Consider the following 21,708-nt stretch of genomic DNA (forward strand, 5'->3'; position numbering starts at 1 on the left):
GAACTCCGGGCTTTCTCGAGGCGCTCGATCCTGGGATCGGCCTGCTCAATAGGCCGCCACCTTGGCAAGCGCCCGCTTTTCCCGGCGCCGCTGCACGGAGGAGGGGATGTTCATCGCCTCCCGGTATTTGGCGACCGTCCGGCGGGCGAGTTCCACACCGCCCCGCCTCAGGCTGATGACGATATCGTCGTCGGAGAGCACCGCCTCAGGCGTCTCCTGGGAGATCAGGGCGCGAATGCGGTGGCGCACGGCTTCCGCCGAATGCGTGTCGCCGCCTTCTTCCGCCGAGCCGATGGAAACGGTGAAGAAATATTTGAGTTCGAACATTCCGCGTGGCGTCAGCATGTATTTGTTGGAGGTGACGCGGCTCACGGTCGACTCGTGCATCTTGATGGCTTCCGCCACCGTCTTGAGGTTCAGCGGGCGCATATGATCGACGCCGTGGGTCAGGAAGGCATCCTGCTGCCGGACGATCTCGCTCGCCACCTTCATGATGGTCCGGGCCCGCTGGTCGAGGCTGCGCGTCAGCCAGCTCGCGTTCTGCAGGCATTCCGAAAGGAAATTCTGGTCGTCGCTTTTCCTGGCGCAAGTCTTTGAAACGGTTCGGTAATAAGCCTGGTTGACGAGAACGCGCGGCAGCGTGTCCGGATTGAGTTCCACCAGCCATCCGCCGTCCGGCGCGTCGCGCACGATGATGTCCGGCGCGATCGCCTCGAAGGCGCCGCGCTCGAAGCCGGTGCCCGGTTTCGGGTTCAGCTTGCGGATTTCCGCCAGCATGTCGATGAGGTCTTCCTCGTCGACGCCGCAGAGCCGCTTGAGCGTAGCGAAATCCCGTTTGGCGAGGAGTTCCAGATGCCCGGTAAGCGCCTCCATGGCGGGATCGAGCCGGTCCTTCTGCCTGAGCTGGATAGCCAGGCATTCGCTCAAGGAACGGGCGAAGATGCCCGGCGGATCGAGCGTCTGCAGCGATTTGAGGAGGGCTTCCAGTTCCCTCGGCTCCTTGCCGAGGCGTTGGGCGATTTCGTCGAGATCGCCGCAAAAATAGCCGGCCTCGTCCAGTTGCTCGACCAGGTGCTGGGCGATCAGCCGGTCGGTCGCGTTGTCGAGCGCGAACGGGATCTGCTGGTTGAGGTGATCCCTGAGCGTGACCTGGCCGGCGACGAAGTCGTCGAGATCGTAGTCGTCCCCGGTCTCTCCGCCTGGCATGGACTTCCATTGGCTCAGGAGTTCCGGCGCGTCGGCCCTTCGCGGCGGCCCGTCGTCGGGAAAGACGTTTTCGAAACCGGCATCGAGATCGCCGAGCGGCTCGGCCGCCGTGCCTGGCGCGCGCTCGTACCAAGCCTCGCTTGCATCCGCCTCCACCGATCCCCTCGCTTCGTCGCTGCCCGTTTCGGCTGACGCGAAGGTATCTTCGCCCGCAAAGGCGCTTTCCGTGTCCGTATCGCCATCACCTGATGCAATTTCGAGCAGCGGATTCTTCTCAACCTCCTGCGCGATGAACTGAACCAGCTCGAAATGCGTCATCTGCAGCAGCTGAATCGACTGCATCAGTTGCGGCGTCATCACGAGCGACTGGGTCTGGCGCAGCAAAAGACTGGCGGACAAGGCCATGATGGACGCGAAACTCCCGTTCAACCCCTTGAAATGGGCCTGCATAGATGCTGGTTGCAGTTATACTCAGCCCTTCTGTGGGGGCTGGAATATACTTGGCACGAGAATTGCTTTTTTGAAAGATTTGGTCAAGCGCCCGCCGGGCGAATCTTGAACTCTACAGGCTGAACTTGTCGCCCAGATAGAGGCGGCGGACATCGGGATTGTTGACGATGTCGTCGGCCCGTCCATGGGTCAGCACTTCGCCCGCGTGGATGATATAGGCACGGTCGATGAGGCCCAGCGTCTCGCGGACGTTGTGGTCGGTTATCAGCACGCCGATGCCGCGCGCCGTCAGATGCCGCACGAGGTTCTGGATGTCGGCGACCGAGATCGGATCGACGCCGGCAAAGGGTTCGTCGAGCAGCATGAAGGCCGGGTCCGTCGCCAGCGCGCGGGCGATTTCCAGGCGCCGCCGCTCGCCGCCGGAAAGCGCCACCGCCACCGACTTGCGAAGTTTGCTGATATGGAATTCTTCCAGAAGCTCGTCGAGCTTGCGCTCCCGCTTGTCGCGGTCCGGTTCGTGGACCTCGAGCACCGCGCGGATGTTCTGCTCCACCGTCAATCCGCGAAAGATCGAGGCTTCCTGCGGCAGGTAGCCGACGCCGAGGCGGGCGCGCCGATACATCGGCATGCGCGTCACGTCGTTGCCGTTGATGGCGATCATGCCCTGGTCCACCGGAACCAGGCCGGTGATCATGTAGAAACAGGTGGTCTTGCCTGCCCCGTTCGGCCCGAGCAGCCCCACGGCCTCCCCGCGCCGGACGACGAGCGAGACGCCGTTGACGACGCGCCGCGAGTCGTAGCTCTTCGAGAGCCCATGGGCCACGAGCGTTCCCTCGTAGCGCGTCTTGTCGCGTACGTTGAAAAGTTCGGGGGGGCGCGGCTTGCGCGCCGTCAGTTTGGATAGCAGGGGTATTTTCACGACAGGCCTTAGCGTTGCTGCTGTCGGGATTTCGGATCGAGCAGGATCTCGACGCGTCCGCCGCAGCTATCGAGCTTGGCTTCGCCCGTCTGCATCCGCACGGTGAGCTTGCAACCCTTGAAGACATTCGGCCCGTCCGACAGGACCACCTGCTTGCCGGAAAGCACGAAGACCTGGCTGGCCATGTCGAACTCACCCTTCTCGGCCGATGCCTGCTGGGTGCCCGAGGTCAGGAGCACGGTTTGCTCCAGGAATATCTTGTCGATATCGGCGTTGCCTGCGGTCATCGCGGCACTTCCCTCGCCGCGATAGAGCACGGTCATCTTGCCGGCGCGCATGGTGGTGGTGCCCTGAACGACCTTCACATTGCCGGTGAAATAGGCCTTCTTTTCCTGCTCCTTGATCTCGAGCTGGTCGCTCGCGATCTGGATCGGCTGGTCGTTGGAAAGCTTCAGGCCCTCCATCTGGCTGGTGGTTGCCTGCGCATGAGCGGAAACCGAAAGCGAGCAGGCGATGAAACCCGCCGCGATCGCGACCGCGGTGTTCTGGGTAAGGAAGCGGCGATAGCTCATGGCGGCCGGGCCCTAGTTGTCTTTGTTGCGAATCGCGACCGGGTCGACGTTGACGAGAACCTGACCCGCGAAGGTGATGTTACGTCCCTTATCCGTTATCTTCAGCGACTGTGCAACAATCGAAGATTTATCACTCTGGATGGAGACGCGATCGGAGGTCTCCATTGTTCCGGAGTGGATGTCAAGGAAGGCTGACTGGAAATGCGCCGTGACGCCGTTGCTGAGGTCCACGTCGAAGGGATGGGTCATCTGCAGCTTGTCCGTCCCGCGGTCGAAGATGCCGCCTGCGGCGGTCACGCGGGCGATCACGTCCTCGCGCATCGGCACCGCCGCCTTGACGTTTTCCAGCGTGATCATGTTGGGGTTCGCGATATCCTGCAAAGCGCGTGTCGCCGTCATCGAATAGCTGATGCCGTCGCCGTTCCGCCCTGCGATCGCCGGCCGCTCCATCACGATCATGCCGTTCTCGATGGTGGCGCTCGCAATCGAGACGTCGTCCGGCAGATAGGCGCGCACGATCGCAACCGCGATGAAGGCAGCGGAAATCACGCCGGCTGCAACCGGCAGCAGCACTTTCATCTTGCGGACGCGTTCGGAATGGGCAAGCGCCGCCTCATAGGCGTCGCCATACATTCCGAGGGCCGCCGAGAGGCCCGTTGCTCTTCGAAGTATCTGCAGCATATATGCGAATGTCGTCCTTTTCGCGCGCAACTCTCCCCTGCATCGGGAGATGCGGGTGGGAACTGGGGTCAGCGCTTTCGCCTGTCAATATGGTTTAAATTCATCAACAAACAATAATGGCCGACACAAAATCGTGATATCACCCGACGAAGCGGGCGGCCAGATACCTATTTGGGCATGGTCGCAAAGGAAGGACAGGTTTTATGGATCAAATGGCAATCGCGGACCGGCGGCAGTTGCGCCGGAAACTGAGCTTCTGGCGCGTCGCCGCACTCCTTCTTCTCGTCGGTATCGGTTTTTCGCTTTACCGCTACGGCTTTGCCGATGAGGCGAGTTCGGCGCGACCGCATGTCGCGCGCATCAAGATCACCGGCCTCATACAGGATAGCGACGAGCTTCTGGAGCGTCTCGACCGAATCGCCGAAAGCGATAGCGCCAAGGCGTTGATCGTCTCGATCTCGTCGCCCGGCGGCACGACCTATGGCGGCGAACGCATCTTCAAGGCGATTCGCGAGGTGGCGGAAAAGAAGCCGGTCGTCTCCGATATCCGTACGCTTGCGGCCTCCGCGGGCTATATGATCGCGACCGCCGGCGATACCATCGTCGCGGGCGAAAGCTCCATCACCGGCTCGATCGGCGTGATTTTCCAGTATCCGCAGGTCTCCGGAATGATGGAGAAGCTCGGGATTTCGCTTGAGGAGATCAAGTCGGCGCCGTTGAAGGCCGAGCCCTCTCCGTTCCACGAGGCGAGCCCTGAGGCGCAGGCGATGATCCGCTCCATGATCATGGACAGCTACGGCTGGTTCGTCGATCTCGTCGCCGATCGCCGCAAGCTGCCGCGCGAGGAGGCCTTGCGTCTGTCGGACGGCTCAATCCTCACCGGGCGCCAGGCCCTTTCGGCCAAGCTGGTGGATACGCTCGGGGGCGAGCGGGAGATTCGCGCCTATCTGGAAACTCGGGGCGTTTCGGAGGATCTTCCGATCGTCGAGTGGAAGGAGAAGGGCTCCTCGTCATCCTTCTGGTTCGCGAGCGCCATGGCCGAGTTCCTGCGCATGACCGGACTGGGGGAAGCGCTCGGGGCGACACGGTTCGGCACCTGGGGCACTGATAAGTTGTTTCTTGACGGTCTTGTCTCGGTTTGGCAGGTTGGTCGGGGTTGAAAATCTAATTCTTTCAGGGGGCAACCGTGATCAAGTCCGAATTGGTGCAGATCGTTGCGGCACGAAATCCGCACCTCTATCACCGCGACGTCGAGAACATCGTGAATGCCGTGCTCGATGAGATCACCGATGCCTTGGCTGCAGGAAACCGCGTCGAGCTGCGCGGCTTCGGAGCCTTCTCTGTGAAGAATCGTCCATCGCGCTCGGGCCGCAATCCGCGTACGGGGGAAACCGTCTTCGTCGAGGAGAAATGGGTACCGTTCTTCAAGACCGGCAAGGAACTCCGCGAGCGTCTTAATCCCGATCTCGCCGATGATGGCGACGCCGATTGAGCCGATAGCGGCCATCCGCCGCTCTTGAAAGGCGGCGCTGGATCCCTATCCTGCATCCAACGTGTTTTGCGAGGGTGCCGGGCGCCCCATGTCGGCGCCCCATGCCGTTCGGCGGAGGTTTGATGGACAAGGTCAGGAAAATCGTCAATCTCGCGGTGTTCGTGCCGCTCGGCATCGTGCTGATCGTGCTTGCGGTCGCAAACCGGCAGGTGGTCACGCTGGCGCTGAACCCGTTCCGTCCGGAGGATGGAATGCTTGCGGTCAGCGCGCCGTTCTTCCTGTTCCTGTTCGTCGCCCTCCTGTTCGGAATGCTGATCGGCTCGGCCGCCACCTGGTGGGCGCAGGGCAAATACCGCAAGCAGGCGCGCAAGGAAGCGCGTGAGGTCATCCGCTGGCAGGCGGAGGCGGATCGTCACAAGGCTGCCGCGGTCCAGGCGACGAGTTCTCCGCAACTGCCGTCCCCGTAGGAAACCGGATTGCGGAGATCAGACCGTCGCCGGTTCCGCCCCGACGGCCGAGTTGAAGTCGGCGAAGAATTGCGAGGCGAGCTTCTGCGAGGCGGAGCCGATAAGGCGCGAGCCGAGCTGCGCAAGCTTTCCGCCCACCTGCGCCGTGGCGGTGTAGCGCAACAGGGTCTCGCCTCCGTCCTCCGTCAGCGTCACGTCCGCAGAGCCCTTGGCGAAGCCGGCGATTCCGCCCTTGCCTTCGCCGGTGATCGTGTAGCTTTCCGGCGCGTTGACATTGCTGAGTGTCACCTCTCCGTTGAAGCTCGCCGAGACCGGTCCGATCTTGACCCGCACGACGGCGGCAAGTTCCGTTGGCGTTTTTTGCTCCAGGCTCTGGCAGCCGGGAATGCACTGGCGCAGGATTTCGGGGTCGTTCAGCGCCCTCCACACGACATCGCGGGGTGCCGATATGCGCTCTTCGCCGGTAATCTCCATGAAACCCTCCCTGTGTTCCCGGAAAGATTAGGGCAGGTGAAAGCGCTTTGCCAAGGTGGGCCTAGGTGCTATTTGCTCCAGCGGATACGAACATGAGCGGACCGAGGCATTGAAGAACAGGCAAAGACAGCCGGGGGCGAAAGCCGGAGGCGGCGATACGAGGCGCCCGATAAGGAAGGATGCTCCGGCCGCGAAGGCCCGCGCCGGAACTCCGGAAAAGGCCGTGAAGGTTTCCGCACCCGTCGAACAGCGCCCTCTCATCGTCCGCAGCGGCGAGCGGCCGGCCGAACGCGTGCCGGTCATTCTCGAATCCTCCGGTGCCGGTGATTTTCACCTGATCGACAGCGGTAATGGCTTGAAGCTCGAGCAATACGGCCCTTACCGCATCGTCAGGCCGGAAGCCCAGGCGCTCTGGCGGCCCTCGCTGCCTGCTCATGCCTGGGAAAAGGCCGATGCCGTCTTTACCGGAGATACCGACGAGGACGGCATGGGCCGTTGGCGTTTCCCGAAGGAAGCGCTTGGCGAAACCTGGCCGCTTTCGCTGCTCGGCGTCGATTTTCTCGGCCGCTTCACCTCTTTCCGGCATGTCGGCGTCTTCCCCGAGCAGATCGTCCATTGGGAGTGGATGAAGAGCCGCATCGAGGAAACCCGAGGGGAAAGGGAGCGCCCGGTGAAGGTGCTAAACCTCTTCGGCTACACCGGCGTGGCCTCGCTCGTCGCGGCTGCCGCTGGCGCGGAAGTCACGCATGTCGATGCTTCGAAAAAGGCGATCGGTTGGGCGCGGGAGAACCAGGCGCTTTCCGGGCTCGAGCGCGCGCCGATTCGCTGGATCTGCGAGGATGCCATGAAGTTCGTCCTGCGCGAGGAACGCCGCGGCAACCGCTATGATATCATTCTCACCGATCCGCCGAAATTCGGCCGTGGTCCCAATGGCGAGGTCTGGCAACTCTTCGATCACCTGCCGCTGATGCTGGATGTCTGCCGCGAACTCCTGGACCGGCAGGCGATCGGCCTGGTGCTGACCGCCTATTCCATCCGGGCGAGCTTCTATTCCATCCATGAGCTGATGCGCGAAACCATGCGCGGCGCGAGTGGTGTGGTGGAATCGGGCGAGCTCGTCATTCGGGAAACCGGCCTGGACCGCAAGAGCCCGGGCCGCGCGCTTTCCACCTCTCTCTTCAGTCGCTGGGTACCGGAATGACCGACGATATTCGCAATGCCGGACCGCGCCGGGTCGGCCAGGTGAAGGAAATCACCTCGCTGGCAAATCCCATCATCAAGGATATCAAGGCGCTTTCGAACAAGAAGGATCGGGAAGAGACGGGCACCTTCATGGCCGAGGGCCTGAAGCTCGTCATCGATGCGCTGGAGCTCGACTGGAATATCCGCACGCTCGTCTATTCCAAGGCTGCCAAGGGCAAGCCGCTGGTGGAACAGGTGGCCGCCAGGACCGTCGCACATGGTGGGCTGGTGCTGGAGGTCAGCGAAAAAGTGCTGTCCGCCATCACCCGGCGCGATAATCCGCAGATGGTCGTCGGCATTTTCGAGCAGCGATGGAAGCCGCTTGCCGATCTCAGACCCGGCCGCGACGATACTTTCGTTGCGCTCGACAGGGTGCGCGATCCGGGCAATCTCGGCACGATCATCCGCACGGCAGATGCTGCCGGCGCGTCAGCCGTCATCCTCGTCGGCGAATGCACCGATCCGTTCTCGCTCGAAACCGTGCGCGCCACCATGGGTTCGGTCTTCGCCGTGCCGGTCGTCAGATGCACGGCGGAAGATTTCCTCGCCTGGCAAAAGAGGTCCGATGCCCAGGTGGTGGCGACGCACCTTGCCGGAGCGGTGGATTACAGAACGGTGGATTACGCGAAGAAGCCCGTCGTGCTCCTGATGGGCAACGAACAGTCCGGCCTGCCGGAAAATCTCGCGGGCGCCGCAGACCGAACCGTGCGCATTCCCCAAGAGGGCAGGGCGGATTCGCTCAATCTCGCCGTCGCGACCGCGGTGATGCTCTTCGAGGCTCGGCGCCATCTTCTTTCCCTGGACGGTGCAAAATGAACGGACGTCCCGCCTTGCTCTCACGGCCGCTCATCGCCGTGGCCCTCATCGTGCTCGCCGTCCTCCTCGACCAGGCGATCAAGGTGGCCGTCGAAAACTATCTGCCGCTGGAGGAGCCGGTTCGCCTGCTTCCCTTCCTGGCTCTCTACCGGACCTATAATCTCGGTGTCGCCTTCTCGCTGCTCTCGGGCCTCGAACGGGAATTCATCGTCGGCATGCGCATCGTCATCGTCGCCTTCGTGCTCTGGCTCTGGCGCCGCACGCCGAAGGACCGCCCGCTCGCCCATCTCGGTTTTGCGCTCATCATCGCCGGCGCCATCGGCAATCTGATCGATGGTTTCCTATGGGGCCACGTGATCGATTACATCCTCTTCCACACGCGGACCTGGTCCTTCGCGGTCTTCAATCTGGCCGACAGCTTCATCTCCATCGGCGCATTTCTGGTGATTCTCGACGAAATCTTCGGCCCGAAGAAGGTGAATCCATAAAATCTTAGGTATTCGCCGAAAATATTGGGAAGAAACCTTCGCTAGTTTTCTTTCCATGCGCAGCATTGCCGACTTACATGATCGTATCGCCAAGGCGTTCGCATTTACCGTCGCAAGAGGCGGCGATGAACCGTCTGCGCAGGAGCGGCTTCCAGTGAGTCCATCGTCGGATGGCAAGGCCGGCGTCAGCGGCAGGTTCGAAAACCTCCTTTCCCGTCTTCGCGGCTGGCGGTCTTCCGGTGGACTGGAGGAAGCGAAGGCGCAAAACGCGGCCAAGTCCCGGCAGATCGCCACCGTCGTCCACGAAATCCGCACGCCGCTCAACGGCATTCTCGGCATGGCGCATCTGCTCGGCCAGACGAAGCTGACGGCCGAGCAGCAGAACTATCTGAGCGGCATCCGCCAGTCCGGCTATGCGCTGGCGCAGCTCGTCGAGGATCTTCTCGACCATGCCACGATGGAGGCCGGCCGTTTCCGGCTTAACAACCGCGCCGAAAACCTCCGCCAGTTGATCGAGAGCGTCGTGGAAATGCTGGCCCACCGTGCGCACGAGAAGCGTATAGAGGTCGCCGCGACCTTTGCCGCCGACCTGCCGGAGCTCCTGGATTTCGATCCCGCCCGCATCCGCCAGGTCCTGTTCAACGTCATCGGCAACGCGGTGAAGTTCACCTCGGAAGGCGGAGTGCTGGTGCAGGTGCGCACCGAGGAGGGCGATGTCGTGATCGCCGTTGTCGATACCGGCCCCGGCATGACGGCTGAGGAGCAGGGCCGCATCTTCCGTGAATTCGAGCAGGCGGGTGCTGCGGAAGCGAGGAGCGGCGGCACGGGCCTCGGCCTTGCGATTTCGGCGCGCATCCTGGCCGAATTCGGCGGCGCACTCTCCGTTTCCAGCGTAAAGGGCAGGGGCAGCACCTTCACCATACGTTTTCCGATGCGTCTTGCCGAAGATGCCCCAGCCGGCAGCGGCGTGCGCGGCCTGCTCCTTTCCCGCTCCCGCGTGCTGCTCCTGGCGCCCGACGGGCCTGCCGCCAGGGCGACCGTTTCGACCATCGAAACGCTGGGCGGCGGCTGCCGGCATGTAACCGAGGCCGGGGAGGTGCAGATGCTGATCGACCGGTCCGGGGCGGAGGGCAAGCCCTTCACCGATCTCATCGTCGATCATCGGCTGGCCTCGAGTTTTGGAGCCGAGCTCACCCCCTCCTCGCCGCATCGCATCCTGCTGGTGAACCCGGAAGAGCGGGCATCCCAGCCGCAGGATCTCTACGATGCCTGGCTCGTCCGCCCGTTGCGCGAAAAATCCCTGATCGACGTCCTCAGCGGGCGCCTGCGCGGCTTCGGCACGCGCGATACTCAAGTCGATGGCCAGCCGAAGGCGTCGGTAACGGCTGAACGCGCGGATTCGGGCGGGCTCGACGTGCTGCTCGGGGAAGACGATCCGGTGAACGCGCTGCTCGTCCGCGCTGTGCTGGCGAAGGCGGGGCATCGGGTGCGGCTGGTCGAGGATTTCGAAGGCCTTCTCGCCGAAGCCTTGTCGAGTGAGGCTCGTCCCGACCTGGTGCTTACGGATATGCACATGCCCGGCGGCTCCATGCTGGAGGCGCTTTCCGCCCTGCGCGAGGGGGAGCGGAGCCTCGGCGTTTCGCCCGTCCCCGTCCTCGTGCTGACGGGGGAGGGGAGCGATGAGGCGCGCAGAAAACTGCTTGCGAACGGCGTGAGCCGCGTGCTCGAAAAGCCGGTCGAACCCCAGCGTCTGCTGGAAGAAGTGCGGCTTCTCGGTGCCCTGGCAACCACTAGCCTTGAGCCCCGTTGACGCGCCTTGCGGGCGCACCTATTGTGACACTCGGTGTCACGTTCCTGTCGCAGAGTCATGGTTTATGGCGGTGATCTCAACCGGGACGGGGCGAATCATCATGACTATCGAACTCCTGAACCGTGAATTGACGCTGGATACCCAGGCTCCGGCCCTGACGCCGACCGACACCGATATCCTGGGCCGCATAGGCTCTCTGGAAACCCGGCTCGCACGCAATGCGCGCGAGATCGATGCCGCGCAGGCCGTGCGTTACAGGGTCTTTTCCGAGGAAATGCATGCGCAGCTCGGCGCGGAGGCGGACCGCCGCCGCCGCGATGTCGATGCCTATGATGCCATCTGCGATCACCTCCTCGTCATCGATCGCGCGATCGAAGGGGATGTGGAGGATCAGATCGTCGGCACCTATCGCCTGCTGCGGCAGGAGGTGGCACTCGCCCATGGCGGCTTCTATTCGGCTTCCGAATTCGATATCGAGCCGCTTCTGACCCGCCATCCGGACAAGCAGTTCATGGAGCTCGGCCGTTCCTGCGTGCTGCCGGCTTATCGCACCAAGCGCACGGTGGAGCTTCTCTGGCAGGGCAATTGGGCCTATGCCCTGAAGCACGGCATGGGCGCCATGTTCGGCTGCGCCTCCTTCCCCGGCACGCGTCCGGAAGAGCATGCGCTGGCGCTCTCCTTCCTGCACCATAATGTGGCCGCGAAGGGCGAATGGGCGGTGTCTGCCCTTCCCGAGCTTCACCGGGAGATGGACCTGATGCCGATCGAAGGGGTGAACGCCCGCAAGGCCCTTTCGGCCATGCCGCCGCTCGTCAAGGGTTACCTGCGCCTCGGCGCCATGATCGGCAACGGCGCGGTCGTCGATCAGGCCTTCAACACCACGGATGTTCTTGTGGTGCTGCCGATCGCCTCGATCTCCGATCGCTACATCAACTACTACGGCGCCGATGCCGGCAGGTTCGCGAGCTGAAAAGCTGATATTCTGAAAGAGTTTTGAAAGGCCGAGGCGGCTTGCCGCTTCGGCCTTTTTTAATCTCACGTCCCGGCGTTATACGCCGCAATCGCCGCCATGTTGACGATGTCGCTATCCTTGGCGCCCATGGAGGTGATCTGCACGGACTTGTCGAGGCCGACGAGCAGCGGGCCGATCAGGGTGGCGCCGCCGAGTTCCTGCAGCATGCGGGTGGCGATCGAGGCCGAATGGATCGCCGGCATGACGAGCACGTTGGCGGTCCCGGAAAGCCGGCAGAAGGGATACTGCTCCATCCGGTGCGGGTTGAGCGCCACGTCCGCGGCCATCTCGCCATCATATTCGAAATCGACGCGCCGCTGGTCGAGGATCTTCACCGCCTCGCGCACCCGTTCGGAGCGCTCGCCGGTCGGCTGGCCGAAGGTCGAGTAGGCCAGCAGCGCGACGCGCGGCTCATAGCCCATCCGCCTGGCAACGCGTGCCGCCTCCACGGCGATATCGGCGATATCCTCGGCGTTCGGCATGTCGTGCACGGCGGTATCGGCGACGAAGACGGTGCGCCCGCGCGAGATCATCAGCGAGATCCCGATCACCTTGTGGCCCGGCTTGTCGTCGATGCAGCGGCGCACGTCCTGGAGGGCCGTCGCATAATTGCGCGTCGCACCCGTCACCATGGCGTCTGCATCCCCCACCGCCACCATGGTGGCCGCGAAGTGGTTGCGGTCGTTATGGATCAGCCGCTGCACGTCGCGCAACAGAAAGCCCTTGCGCTGCAGGCGGGCGTAGAGATGGTCCACATAGGTATCCACCCGGTCGGAGAGGCGGGCGTTGACGATCTCGATGCCGGGTCGCTCGAGGTCGATGCCGGCCTTTTCGGCGGTCGTGCGGATCACGTCGTCGCGGCCGAGCAGGATCGCGGTGCCGAGCCCCTGGTGGCAGAAGGAGATCGCCGCGCGCATGACCTGCTCTTCCTCGGCCTCGGCGAAGACGACGCGCTTCGGGAAGCGGCGCACCCGCTCGTAGATGCCCTGCGTTGTTGCGGCCATCGGGTCGCGGCGGGCCGAAAGCTCGTGCGCATAGGCTGCCAGATCGGCGATGTTCTTTTGGGCGACGCCGCTTTCCATGGCGGCCTGAGCCACGGCCACCGGGATCGCCGAGATGAGCCGCGGGTCGAAGGGCACGGGAATGATGTATTGCGCGCCGAAGCGCGGCCGGTTGCCCTGGTAGGCGGCGGCAACGTCGTCCGGCACGTCCTCGCGCGCCAGGTTGGCGAGCGCCCGCACCGCGGCGATCTTCATCGCGTCGTTGATCTGGGTCGCGCGCACGTCGAGCGCGCCACGGAAGATATAGGGGAAGCCGAGAACGTTGTTGACCTGGTTCGGATAGTCCGAGCGGCCGGTCGCCATGATGGCGTCGTCGCGGATGCGGGCGACCTCTTCCGGGGTGATCTCCGGATCGGGATTGGCCATCGCGAAGATGATTGGCCGCTCGGCCATGGAACGGATCATCTCTTCGGTGAAGGCGCCCTTCTGCGAAAGGCCGAACACCACGTCGGCGCCCTTCATGGCCTCGGCGAGCGTCCGGTGGGCCGTCTTCACCGCATGCGCCGATTTCCACTGGTTCATGCCTTCGGCCCGACCCTGGTAGATCACGCCCTTGGTGTCGCAGAGGATGATGTTGTCGGGATTGAAGCCCATCGCCTTGATGAGCTCGATGCAGGCGATCGCCGCCGCACCCGCCCCGTTGCAGACGAGCTTGGTCGTCTTGAAATCGCGGCCGGTGAGTTCGAGCGCGTTGATGAGGCCGGCGGCGGCGATGATCGCCGTGCCATGCTGGTCGTCATGGAAGACCGGGATGTCCATCAGTTCGCGCAGGCGGCTTTCGATGATGAAGCAGTCCGGCGCCTTGATGTCTTCCAGGTTGATGCCGCCGAAGGAGGGGCCGAGATAGCGCACGCAGTTGACGAACTCGTCGACATTCTCGGTATCGACCTCGAGGTCGATGGAGTCCACGTCGGCAAAGCGCTTGAAGAGCACCGACTTGCCCTCCATCACCGGCTTGGAGGCGAGCGCGCCGAGGTTACCGAGCCCCAGGATCGCAGTGCCGTTGGAAATCACCGCCACCATGTTGCCGCGCGTCGTATAGTCGTAGGCGGTCGCCGGATCGGCGGCGATCGCCTTCACCGGCACCGCCACGCCCGGCGAATAGGCCAGCGAAAGGTCGCGCTGCGTCGCCATCGGCTTGGTGGGGTTGATCTCCAGCTTCCCAGGCCGGCCTTCCGCGTGGAAGTCCAGCGCTTCCTGCTCCGTCACCGAAGCGCGCGCGCGGACGTCCTTCTCCGTGGCCTTCTCTTTCGCGGGCATGAACTCCTCCAGCTTTTTGTGGGCAGCCGTCTTCGAGAGCGTAGCGGCTGTTGTCTTTCAGGGGTCAACATCGATAGTGTCGCCAATTCCCTTGCGCAACAAAAAATCGATTCCGTGACTCAATTCGAAAGATTCTCCCCCCGGTCTCAAAATGGCGAAGCCTTGAATACCGCCGAGCTCGCCTCGGAGGAGAGCCGTGCCTCGGCCACGCCGATGATGGAGCAGTATATCGAGATCAAGGCGAACAATCCCGGTTCGCTGCTTTTCTATCGCATGGGCGATTTCTACGAATTGTTCTTCGAAGATGCGGTGGAGGCCTCCCGCGCGCTCGGCATCACGCTGACGAAGCGCGGCCAGCATATGGGGCAGGATATTCCCATGTGCGGCGTGCCCGTACATGCGGCGGACGATTATCTCCAGAAGTTGATCGGTCTCGGCTTCCGCGTCGCGGTCTGCGAGCAGGTGGAAGATCCGGCCGAAGCCAAGAAGCGTGGTTCGAAATCCGTGGTGAAGCGGGATGTCGTGCGCCTCGTCACGCCCGGCACGATTACCGAGGAGAAGCTCCTTTCTCCCTCGGAATCGAATTACCTGATGGCGCTTGCCCGCATCCGCGGCGGCTCCGAGCCGCAGTTCGCGCTTGCCTGGATCGATATTTCCACCGGCGTTTTCCGCCTCGCTGAAACCGATCCGTCGCGGCTGCTCGCCGATATCCTGCGCATCGATCCGCGCGAACTCGTCGTTGCGGACACGATCTTCCATGATGCGGAACTCAAGCCTGTTTTCGATGTGCTGGGCAGGGTGGCCGTGCCGCAGCCGGCGGTCCTGTTCGATAGCGCCAGTGCGGAAGGCCGCATAACGCGCTATTTCGGCGTCGGTACGCTGGATGGCTTCGGCACCTTCTCGCGCGCCGAGCTTGCAGCCGCTGCGGCCGCGGTCGCCTATGTCGAGAAGACCCAGATTGCCGAGCGCCCGCCGCTTGGATACCCCGAGCGCGAAAGCGGCGCTTCCACGCTTTTCATCGACCCTGCCACGCGCGGCAATCTGGAACTCACCCGCACGCTTTCCGGCGATCGCGACGGCACGCTCCTGAAGGCGATCGACCGGACGGTGACCGGGGGAGGCGCGCGGCTTCTTGCGGAGCGGCTGATGTCGCCGCTCACCGATCCGGATCGCATCAACCGTCGGCTCGATTCCATCTCCTTCCTGCTCGATGAGCCCTCGCTGTGTTCGGAACTTCGCGCTGCGCTGAAGCATGTGCCGGATATGCCGCGCGCACTCTCCCGCTTGGCGCTCGATCGTGGCGGCCCGCGGGATCTCGGTTCCATCCTTCAGGGCCTTGAAGCCGCGCGCAGCGTCGCGGCGTTTCTTTCCCGCGCCATGCTGCCGGAAGAGCTAGGCGATGCACTGGCGGATCTGAAAGCCCTGCCGCTTTCTTTGGAAACCATGCTCGGCAGCATGTTGGCGCAGGACCTACCGCTTCTGAAACGCGACGGCGGTTTCCTGGCGGAAGGCGCCCATTCGGAACTGGACGAAGTAAGGGCGCTGCGCGATCAGTCCCGCAAGGTGATCGCCGGCCTGCAGCTTCAATATGCCGAGGAGACCGGCATCAAGTCGCTGAAGATCAAGCACAACAACGTGCTCGGCTATTTCATCGAGGTCACCGCCGGCAATTCGGGCACGATGACGGATACGCCGGAAGGAAAGGCGCGCTTTATCCATCGCCAGACCATGGCGAACGCCATGCGCTTCACCACCACCGAACTTGCAGATCTCGAAAGCCGCATCGCCAACGCCGCCGACCGGGCGCTGACGATCGAGCTGGAAGCCTTCGAGAAGATGGTTGCGGCAGTCACCTCCGAGGCCGAGGCGATCAAGGCGGGTGCCCGCGCGCTCGCTGTCATCGATGTGGTGGCCGGTCTTGCCATGCTCGCCGAGGAATGGAACTACCGCCGGCCCGTGGTGGATGCTTCACGCATGTTCGCCATTGAAGGCGGCCGCCATCCGGTGGTCGAACAGGCGCTCCGCCGCCAGTCCTCCGGCCCCTTCATCGCAAACGATTGCGATCTCTCGCCCAATGGTACGGGCGATTTCGGTGCCCTCTGGCTGCTCACCGGTCCGAACATGGGCGGTAAGTCGACCTTCCTGCGTCAGAACGCGCTGATCGCCATCCTCGCGCAGATGGGCTCTTTCGTGCCGGCGGCGTCCGCCCATATCGGCATCGTCGATCGGCTCTTTTCGCGCGTCGGCGCATCCGACGATCTCGCCCGCGGTCGCTCCACCTTCATGGTCGAGATGGTCGAGACGGCGGCAATCCTCAATCAGGCGACCGACCGCTCGCTGGTCATTCTGGATGAGATCGGGCGCGGCACGGCCACTTTCGACGGCCTGTCGATCGCCTGGGCGGCGGTCGAGCACCTGCATGAGGCCAACCAGTGCCGCGGCCTCTTCGCCACCCATTTCCATGAGCTGACCGTGCTTTCCGAAAAGCTCGGCCGGCTTTCCAACGCCACCATGCGGGTAAAGGAATGGGATGGCGAGGTGATCTTCCTTCACGAGGTCGGGCCGGGTGCGGCCGACCGCTCCTACGGTATCCAGGTCGCCCGTCTCGCCGGCCTTCCCGATAGCGTCGTGGCCCGCGCCCGCGATGTACTGACGAAACTGGAGGATTCCGATCGCAAGAACCCGGCGAGCCAGTTGATCGACGATCTGCCGCTCTTCCAGGTCGCCGTCCGCCGCGAGGAGGTCAAGCGCGCAGGCCCCTCCAAGGTCGAGGAGGCCCTGAAAGCCCTCAACCCGGACGACATGACGCCGCGTGACGCTCTGGACGCGCTTTATGCGCTGAAAAAGGAGCTTCAGTAGGTCCTATTGGCATAATATGCCAATAATGATAATTTTGTCGCGGCAGTTAGGAATTACCACAATGCCGACACGTAACGTTGTACTGACCGGACATCACGAAGAGATCATCGAGAGGCTCGTCACTTCGGGCCGCTATCAGAATGCCAGCGAGGTTCTACGTGAGGGGTTGCGTCTGATCGAGCAACGCGAAGATCGCGAGGCAGCCAAGCTGGCGGCATTGCAGGAAGCGGCGCGAGTTGGCTTTAGCGATCTGGATGAAGGCCGTTTCGTCAATATCACGGATGATGGACTGGAAGATTTTATCGCCGGTCTTGGCCGTGATGCCGAGGCCCGGGTGCGCAAGACCAATCCCTGAAGCCAATGGCCGATTTCCGTCTCTCCGCAGTGGCAGAAGCTGATCTTGTCGAGCTTCTGGCTTGGACACAGGAGCGCTTCGGCACCCAGGCCCGGTTACGTTACGAGCGATTGCTGGTGGTGGCGTTGCACGACATCGCCGTAGAGCCACAACGGCCGGGAAGCACTCTCCGTCCGGAGTTGGGCGAAGATATCCGCAGCTATCATCTTCGCCATAGCCGTGATCGGGCGCGTAATGAAAGCGGTGTGGTCCGCCGCCCGCGGCATCTCCTGCTTTATCGCATCGCTCACCCTGGTCTGGTCGGTGTGGGACGCGTGCTCCATGATGCCATGGAAATCGAACGGCATCTGCCAACTGACTACGGCGGGGAATGACGACGCCCGCTTGAGCGCCCGTCGATCCGTGCCTTTTACCCGCAGACGTGATAAAGGCCGTACTCGAATTTAATCAGGTGTCAGCTTGCTCTCCGTCCCGCTGCCGTTTCTTGCCGGCCTTGTCTTCGCGCTGACGCTCTATCGCAGCCTGAAGGGCGTCGAGACACCCGGCTCCCGGCGGTATTTCCACGCCTTCCTCATCCTCTATGCCTTGCAGGGTATCGGCATCGGCCTGCGCTTCGGCTACGGCGTCAGCCAGCTCATACCTTTCCTGCCGATCTCGGCCGCGGCCATGCCGCCGCTCGCCTTTCTTGCCTTTCGCGGCCTGACGGCGAAACCCTTGATAAAGCCCTGGCTTCACCTGTTGCCGCCGCTGGTCGTCGCCCTCGCCGTCGCCTTCTTCCGCGATCTGGTCGATCTGCTGCTGCTCCTGATCTTCCTGTCCTATGGCTTGGCTCTCTGGCGCCTGACGATGAGCGATGGAGACGAGGTGATGGCGGAAACCTCGCTGCAGCGCATGCGTCCGGCACTTCGCGCCGCTCGGCTGACGGCCTGCCTGATGCTCTTCTTTGCCTTCAGCGATGCGGCACTCGCGCTCTACACCAGTCTCTATGGTCCGAACGATGTGCCGCTCGCGGTCGGGATCATGAACCTCGCGGCGATCTTCGCCGTATTGGCCTATTATTTCGCGCCGGATATTCCGCCTGCAGACGTGGCCGAAAGGCCCGTCTTGCGGGCAACCGGGGAGGATCGCGCAATCCTCGCCAAGGTGGAAGGTGCGCTCGACCGCGATGCGCTCTACCGGAACGAGGATCTGAGCCTCGCCAAACTCGCCCGCCGGGCGGGCGTTCCCGCCCGCGATCTATCGGCCGCCGTCAACCGCGCCACCGGCCTTAACGTTTCGCAATTCGTCAACAACCGGCGGATCGCCGAGGCTTGCCGGCTTCTGAAGGATACGGAAAAGCCCTTGATGGAAGTGATGTTCGAGGCGGGTTTTGGCACCAAATCCAATTTCAACCGCGAGTTCCGCCGCGTGACGGGTGCGAGCCCCTCGCAATATCGCGCGCGGATGAAGGCTGAAGGCGGCGTTTCGGGAAAGGGCGCAAAGCCTTGACCTTGACGCGCCGTGGAGCCAACTTTGAAACATCGGGGTTGATATTTCTTGGCCAGTTTGCCCAAAAGGACTATAGCCTCCCAGGCGGCCCGGCATCGACAGGATAACATGGCCAGAGACGATATCGATTTTTCCGAACTCCTCGATGTGGAGCGGCTGAGCGCCGAATGCCGGCGGGTCGCCGAAGGCAAGGATCGCCCGCTTCTCGAGCTGCGCTCCGCACTTCTGCCGCTGCTGAAAAAGGCAAGCGCCGAAGGCCGCGCGAAGGCCCGCGAGCTTCTCGCCAAGGATGGCAGCGGCCTCAATTGCGCCCAGCGCATCTCATGGCTTCAGGATCAGCTGATCCGCGTCTTGCACGAGGTGATCGCCGAAAGCATCTACAAGGATGCGAACCGCATCGCGATCGCCGCGGTCGGCGGTTACGGCCGCGATACGCTCGCGCCGGGTTCGGATATCGATCTTCTCTTCCTGCTTCCGGAGAAGAATTCCGAGGACATGCGCAAGGCCGTGGAATTCCTGCTCTATCTCCTGTGGGACATGGGCCTCAAGGTTGGCCACGCGACCCGCACGGTGGAGGAATGTATCCGCCTGTCGAAGACGGACATGACCATCCGCACGGCGATCCTGGAAACGCGCTATATCTGCGGTGCCGAGCCGCTGGTGAGCGAGTTGGAGACCCGTTTCGACAGGGAGATCGTTGCCGATACCGGGCCGGAATTCATCGCCGCCAAGCTTGCCGAGCGCGACCAGCGCCACCAGAAGGCCGGCGATACCCGCTACTTGGTCGAGCCGAACGTCAAGGAGGGCAAGGGAGGCCTGCGCGACCTCCACACGCTCTTCTGGATTGCCAAATATTATTACCGCGTCCGCGATACGGCCGAGCTCGTCAAGCTCGGCGTCCTCTCACGGCATGAATTGCGTCTTTTCCTGAAATCCGAGGATTTCCTCTGGGCGGTGCGCTGCCACATGCATTTCCTCACCGGAAAGGCGGAGGAGAGGCTGTCCTTCGACATCCAGCGCGAGATCGCCGAAAGCCTGGATTATCATACGCGCCCAGGCCTTTCCGCGGTCGAGCGCTTCATGAAGCATTACTTCCTCGTCGCCAAGGATGTGGGGGATCTCACCCGCATCTTCTGTGCTGCGCTCGAAGATCAGCAGGCCAAGGCTGCGCCCGGCATCAAGCGGGTCATCTCCCGCTTCACCAAAAGGGTACGCAAGATCCCCGGCACGGTGGATTTCGTCGAGGACCGCGGCCGCATCACGCTCGCCGATCGCGATGTCTTCAAGCGCGATCCGGTCAATCTCATCCGCTTCTTCCATGTCGCCGATATCAACGGCCTGGAACTGCATCCCGATGCGTTGAAGCAGATGACGCGCTCGCTTTCCTTGATCGACCACGCTCTGCGTGAGAACGAGGAGGCGAACCGGCTCTTCCTGGCGATCCTCACATCCAGGCGCGATCCGGCGCTGATGCTGAGGCGCATGAACGAGGCCGGCGTGCTCGGCCGCTTCATCCCGGAGTTCGGCAAGGTCGTCGCGATGATGCAGTTCAACATGTATCATCACTATACCGTCGATGAGCACCTGATCCGCTCGGTCGAAGCGCTTTCGGAGGTGGACAAGGGCGAGGCCGCCGATATCCATCCGCTCGCCAACAAGGTCATGCCCGGCATCGAGGAGCGCGAGGCGCTCTATGTCGCCGTCCTGCTGCATGATGTCGCCAAGGGCCGCCAGGAGGATCATTCGATCGCCGGCGCCCGCATCGCCCGCAAGCTCTGCCCGCGCCTCGGCCTCAGCCCGAAGCAGACGGAGCTGGTCGTCTGGCTGATCGAGGAGCACCTCGTGATGTCGATGACCGCCCAGACCCGCGACCTTCACGACCGCAAGACCATCACCGATTTCGCCGAGAAGGTGCAGTCGATGGACCGGCTGAAGCTTCTCCTGATCCTGACGATCTGCGATATCCGCGCCGTCGGCCCCGGCGTCTGGAACGGCTGGAAGGGGCAGTTGCTGCGCACGCTCTACTATGAGACCGAACTCCTCTTGACCGGAGGCTTCTCGGAGGCCTCCTCCCGCAAGGAGCGGGCGAAGGAGGCGGAGGCCGCGCTCTTCGAGGCGCTGGCCGACTGGAGCCAGAAGGACCGCCGCACCTATGCGAGGCTCCACTACCAACCCTATCTGCTCTCGGTGCCGCTGGAGGATCAGGTCCGTCACGCGCATTTCATCCGTGAGGCGGACAAGGCCGGCAAGGCGCTCGTCTCCATGGTGCGCACCCATTCCTTCCATGCCATCACCGAGATCACCGTGCTCGCGCCGGACCATCCGCGGCTTCTGTCCGTCATCGCCGGTGCCTGTGCCGCGGCCGGCGCCAATATCGCTGACGCGCAGATCTTCACGACCACCGATGGCCGCGCGCTCGATACCATCCTCATCAACCGGGAATTTCCGGTGGACGAGGACGAGCTGCGCCGCGCCGCCACCATCGGCCGCATGATCGAGGACGTGCTTTCGGGCAGGAAGCGCCTGCCGGAAGTCATCGCCACGCGCGCCAAGGCCAAGAAGCGCAACAAGACCTTTACGATCCCGCCCTCGGTCATCATCTCCAACGGGCTGTCGAACAAGTTCACCGTCATCGATGTGGAATGCCTCGACCGCACCGGCCTGCTTGCGGATATCACCGCGGTTCTCGCCGATCTCTCGCTCGATATCCATTCGGCCCGCATCACCACCTTCGGGGAGAAGGTGATCGACACGTTCTACGTGACCGATCTCGTCGGCCACAAGGTCACCAACGAGAACCGCCAGGGCAACATCGTCGCCCGGCTGAAGGCGGTGATGACCGACGAGGACGAGCCGAAGAGCGTTGCACCCGCCGAAGCAGCACCTCCCCCTTCCGCTCAGCCCCGCAAGACCAGGGCCAGCGCGTGAACTCCCGCCCGATGAGCCGTGCTCGCATCATGCCCCTCATCCCCCTGCCGGGACCTTCTCCCCGCTTGCGGGGAGAAGGGGTGTGCCGCGCCGTCTCCGGTCCCCCTCGCCCCGTTTACGGGGAGAGG

General features: G+C 63.1%; 19 protein-coding genes. 13 read left to right on the top strand and 6 right to left on the bottom strand.

All coding sequences use genetic code 11. The annotated features are described in order from the left end of the window. Window positions 1-45: 45 nt before the first annotated feature. From rpoN to lptC, 4 genes are all read right to left on the bottom strand, one after another. Entirely contained in the window at window positions 46-1,656 is a 1,611-nt protein-coding gene (gene rpoN, locus ACE04I_RS15255; protein ID WP_487207265.1) for an RNA polymerase factor sigma-54, read from the bottom strand. A 112-nt stretch (window positions 1,657-1,768) separates the two neighbouring features. Further along, a complete protein-coding gene (gene lptB, locus ACE04I_RS15260; protein WP_137326799.1) occupies window positions 1,769-2,575 on the bottom strand; it encodes an LPS export ABC transporter ATP-binding protein in 807 nt (268 codons plus the stop codon). Window positions 2,576-2,583: 8 nt separating this feature from the next. After that, window positions 2,584-3,147, bottom strand: coding sequence for an LptA/OstA family protein (locus ACE04I_RS15265; protein ID WP_046794072.1), 564 nt, complete (start codon window positions 3,145-3,147; stop codon window positions 2,584-2,586). 12 nt (window positions 3,148-3,159) lie between these two features. Next, on the bottom strand, window positions 3,160-3,828 hold the full coding sequence (gene lptC / locus ACE04I_RS15270) for an LPS export ABC transporter periplasmic protein LptC (RefSeq protein WP_046794073.1): 669 nt from the start codon (window positions 3,826-3,828) through the stop codon (window positions 3,160-3,162). A gap of 203 nt (window positions 3,829-4,031) precedes the next feature. On the opposite strand from lptC, the gene sppA reads away from it, so the two are divergent. From sppA to ACE04I_RS15285, 3 genes are all read left to right on the top strand, one after another. Beyond that, entirely contained in the window at window positions 4,032-4,988 is a 957-nt protein-coding gene (gene sppA / locus ACE04I_RS15275; RefSeq protein ID WP_046794074.1) for a signal peptide peptidase SppA, read from the top strand. 26 nt (window positions 4,989-5,014) lie between these two features. After that, a complete protein-coding gene (locus tag ACE04I_RS15280; protein WP_046794075.1) occupies window positions 5,015-5,320 on the top strand; it encodes an integration host factor subunit beta in 306 nt (101 codons plus the stop codon). 122 nt (window positions 5,321-5,442) lie between these two features. Continuing rightward, the gene (locus ACE04I_RS15285) at window positions 5,443-5,787 is read left to right on the top strand and encodes a lipopolysaccharide assembly protein LapA domain-containing protein (RefSeq protein WP_046794076.1); all 345 of its coding nucleotides are present in this window, start codon (window positions 5,443-5,445) and stop codon (window positions 5,785-5,787) included. A gap of 18 nt (window positions 5,788-5,805) precedes the next feature. Here ACE04I_RS15285 and ACE04I_RS15290 read toward each other — a convergent pair whose 3' ends face one another. Next, the gene (locus ACE04I_RS15290; RefSeq protein ID WP_046794077.1) at window positions 5,806-6,261 is read right to left on the bottom strand and encodes an SRPBCC family protein; all 456 of its coding nucleotides are present in this window, start codon (window positions 6,259-6,261) and stop codon (window positions 5,806-5,808) included. Between the two features lie 109 nt (window positions 6,262-6,370). On the opposite strand from ACE04I_RS15290, the gene ACE04I_RS15295 reads away from it, so the two are divergent. From ACE04I_RS15295 to olsB, 5 genes are all read left to right on the top strand, one after another. After that, entirely contained in the window at window positions 6,371-7,462 is a 1,092-nt protein-coding gene (locus tag ACE04I_RS15295; RefSeq protein WP_046794078.1) for a class I SAM-dependent methyltransferase, read from the top strand. Beyond that, window positions 7,459-8,319, top strand: a complete 861-nt coding sequence (locus tag ACE04I_RS15300; RefSeq protein WP_487207266.1) for a TrmH family RNA methyltransferase — start codon at window positions 7,459-7,461, stop codon at window positions 8,317-8,319. The genes ACE04I_RS15295 and ACE04I_RS15300 overlap by 4 nt, the downstream gene beginning before the upstream one ends. Then, on the top strand, window positions 8,316-8,807 hold the full coding sequence (lspA, locus tag ACE04I_RS15305) for a signal peptidase II (RefSeq protein ID WP_046794080.1): 492 nt from the start codon (window positions 8,316-8,318) through the stop codon (window positions 8,805-8,807). Before ACE04I_RS15300 ends, lspA begins: the two co-directional genes overlap by 4 nt. Before the next feature lie 154 nt (window positions 8,808-8,961). Continuing rightward, window positions 8,962-10,617: a hybrid sensor histidine kinase/response regulator gene (locus ACE04I_RS15310; protein WP_245282072.1), complete on the top strand. Its 1,656-nt coding sequence runs from the start codon at window positions 8,962-8,964 to the stop codon at window positions 10,615-10,617. 100 nt (window positions 10,618-10,717) lie between these two features. Continuing rightward, window positions 10,718-11,587 (top strand): l-ornithine N(alpha)-acyltransferase, encoded by an 870-nt coding sequence (olsB, locus tag ACE04I_RS15315; RefSeq protein WP_046794081.1) that lies wholly within the window; start codon window positions 10,718-10,720, stop codon window positions 11,585-11,587. 65 nt (window positions 11,588-11,652) lie between these two features. Here the strand turns inward: olsB and ACE04I_RS15320 are convergent, their stop codons facing one another. Next, window positions 11,653-13,950 (bottom strand): NADP-dependent malic enzyme, encoded by a 2,298-nt coding sequence (locus tag ACE04I_RS15320; RefSeq protein WP_046794082.1) that lies wholly within the window; start codon window positions 13,948-13,950, stop codon window positions 11,653-11,655. A gap of 213 nt (window positions 13,951-14,163) precedes the next feature. Between ACE04I_RS15320 and mutS the strand changes: the two genes are divergently transcribed. The 5 genes from mutS (at window position 14,164) to ACE04I_RS15345 (ending at window position 21,580) form a co-directional block, all read left to right on the top strand. Continuing rightward, window positions 14,164-16,809 (top strand): DNA mismatch repair protein MutS, encoded by a 2,646-nt coding sequence (mutS, locus tag ACE04I_RS15325; protein WP_245282082.1) that lies wholly within the window; start codon window positions 14,164-14,166, stop codon window positions 16,807-16,809. Window positions 16,810-16,870: 61 nt separating this feature from the next. Continuing rightward, a complete protein-coding gene (locus ACE04I_RS15330; RefSeq protein ID WP_046794084.1) occupies window positions 16,871-17,164 on the top strand; it encodes a type II toxin-antitoxin system ParD family antitoxin in 294 nt (97 codons plus the stop codon). A 5-nt stretch (window positions 17,165-17,169) separates the two neighbouring features. Next, a complete protein-coding gene (locus tag ACE04I_RS15335; RefSeq protein WP_082118314.1) occupies window positions 17,170-17,538 on the top strand; it encodes a type II toxin-antitoxin system RelE/ParE family toxin in 369 nt (122 codons plus the stop codon). A gap of 85 nt (window positions 17,539-17,623) precedes the next feature. Beyond that, window positions 17,624-18,652 carry a helix-turn-helix domain-containing protein gene (locus ACE04I_RS15340; protein WP_052760380.1) on the top strand — a complete coding sequence of 343 codons (1,029 nt, stop codon included), beginning with the start codon at window positions 17,624-17,626 and terminating at the stop codon, window positions 18,650-18,652. Between the two features lie 108 nt (window positions 18,653-18,760). Then, complete coding sequence (locus tag ACE04I_RS15345; RefSeq protein ID WP_046794087.1) at window positions 18,761-21,580, top strand: [protein-PII] uridylyltransferase; 2,820 nt, start codon at window positions 18,761-18,763, stop codon at window positions 21,578-21,580. Window positions 21,581-21,708 lie beyond the last annotated feature (128 nt).

It is taken from the genome of Rhizobium moroccans (assembly GCF_057559155.1).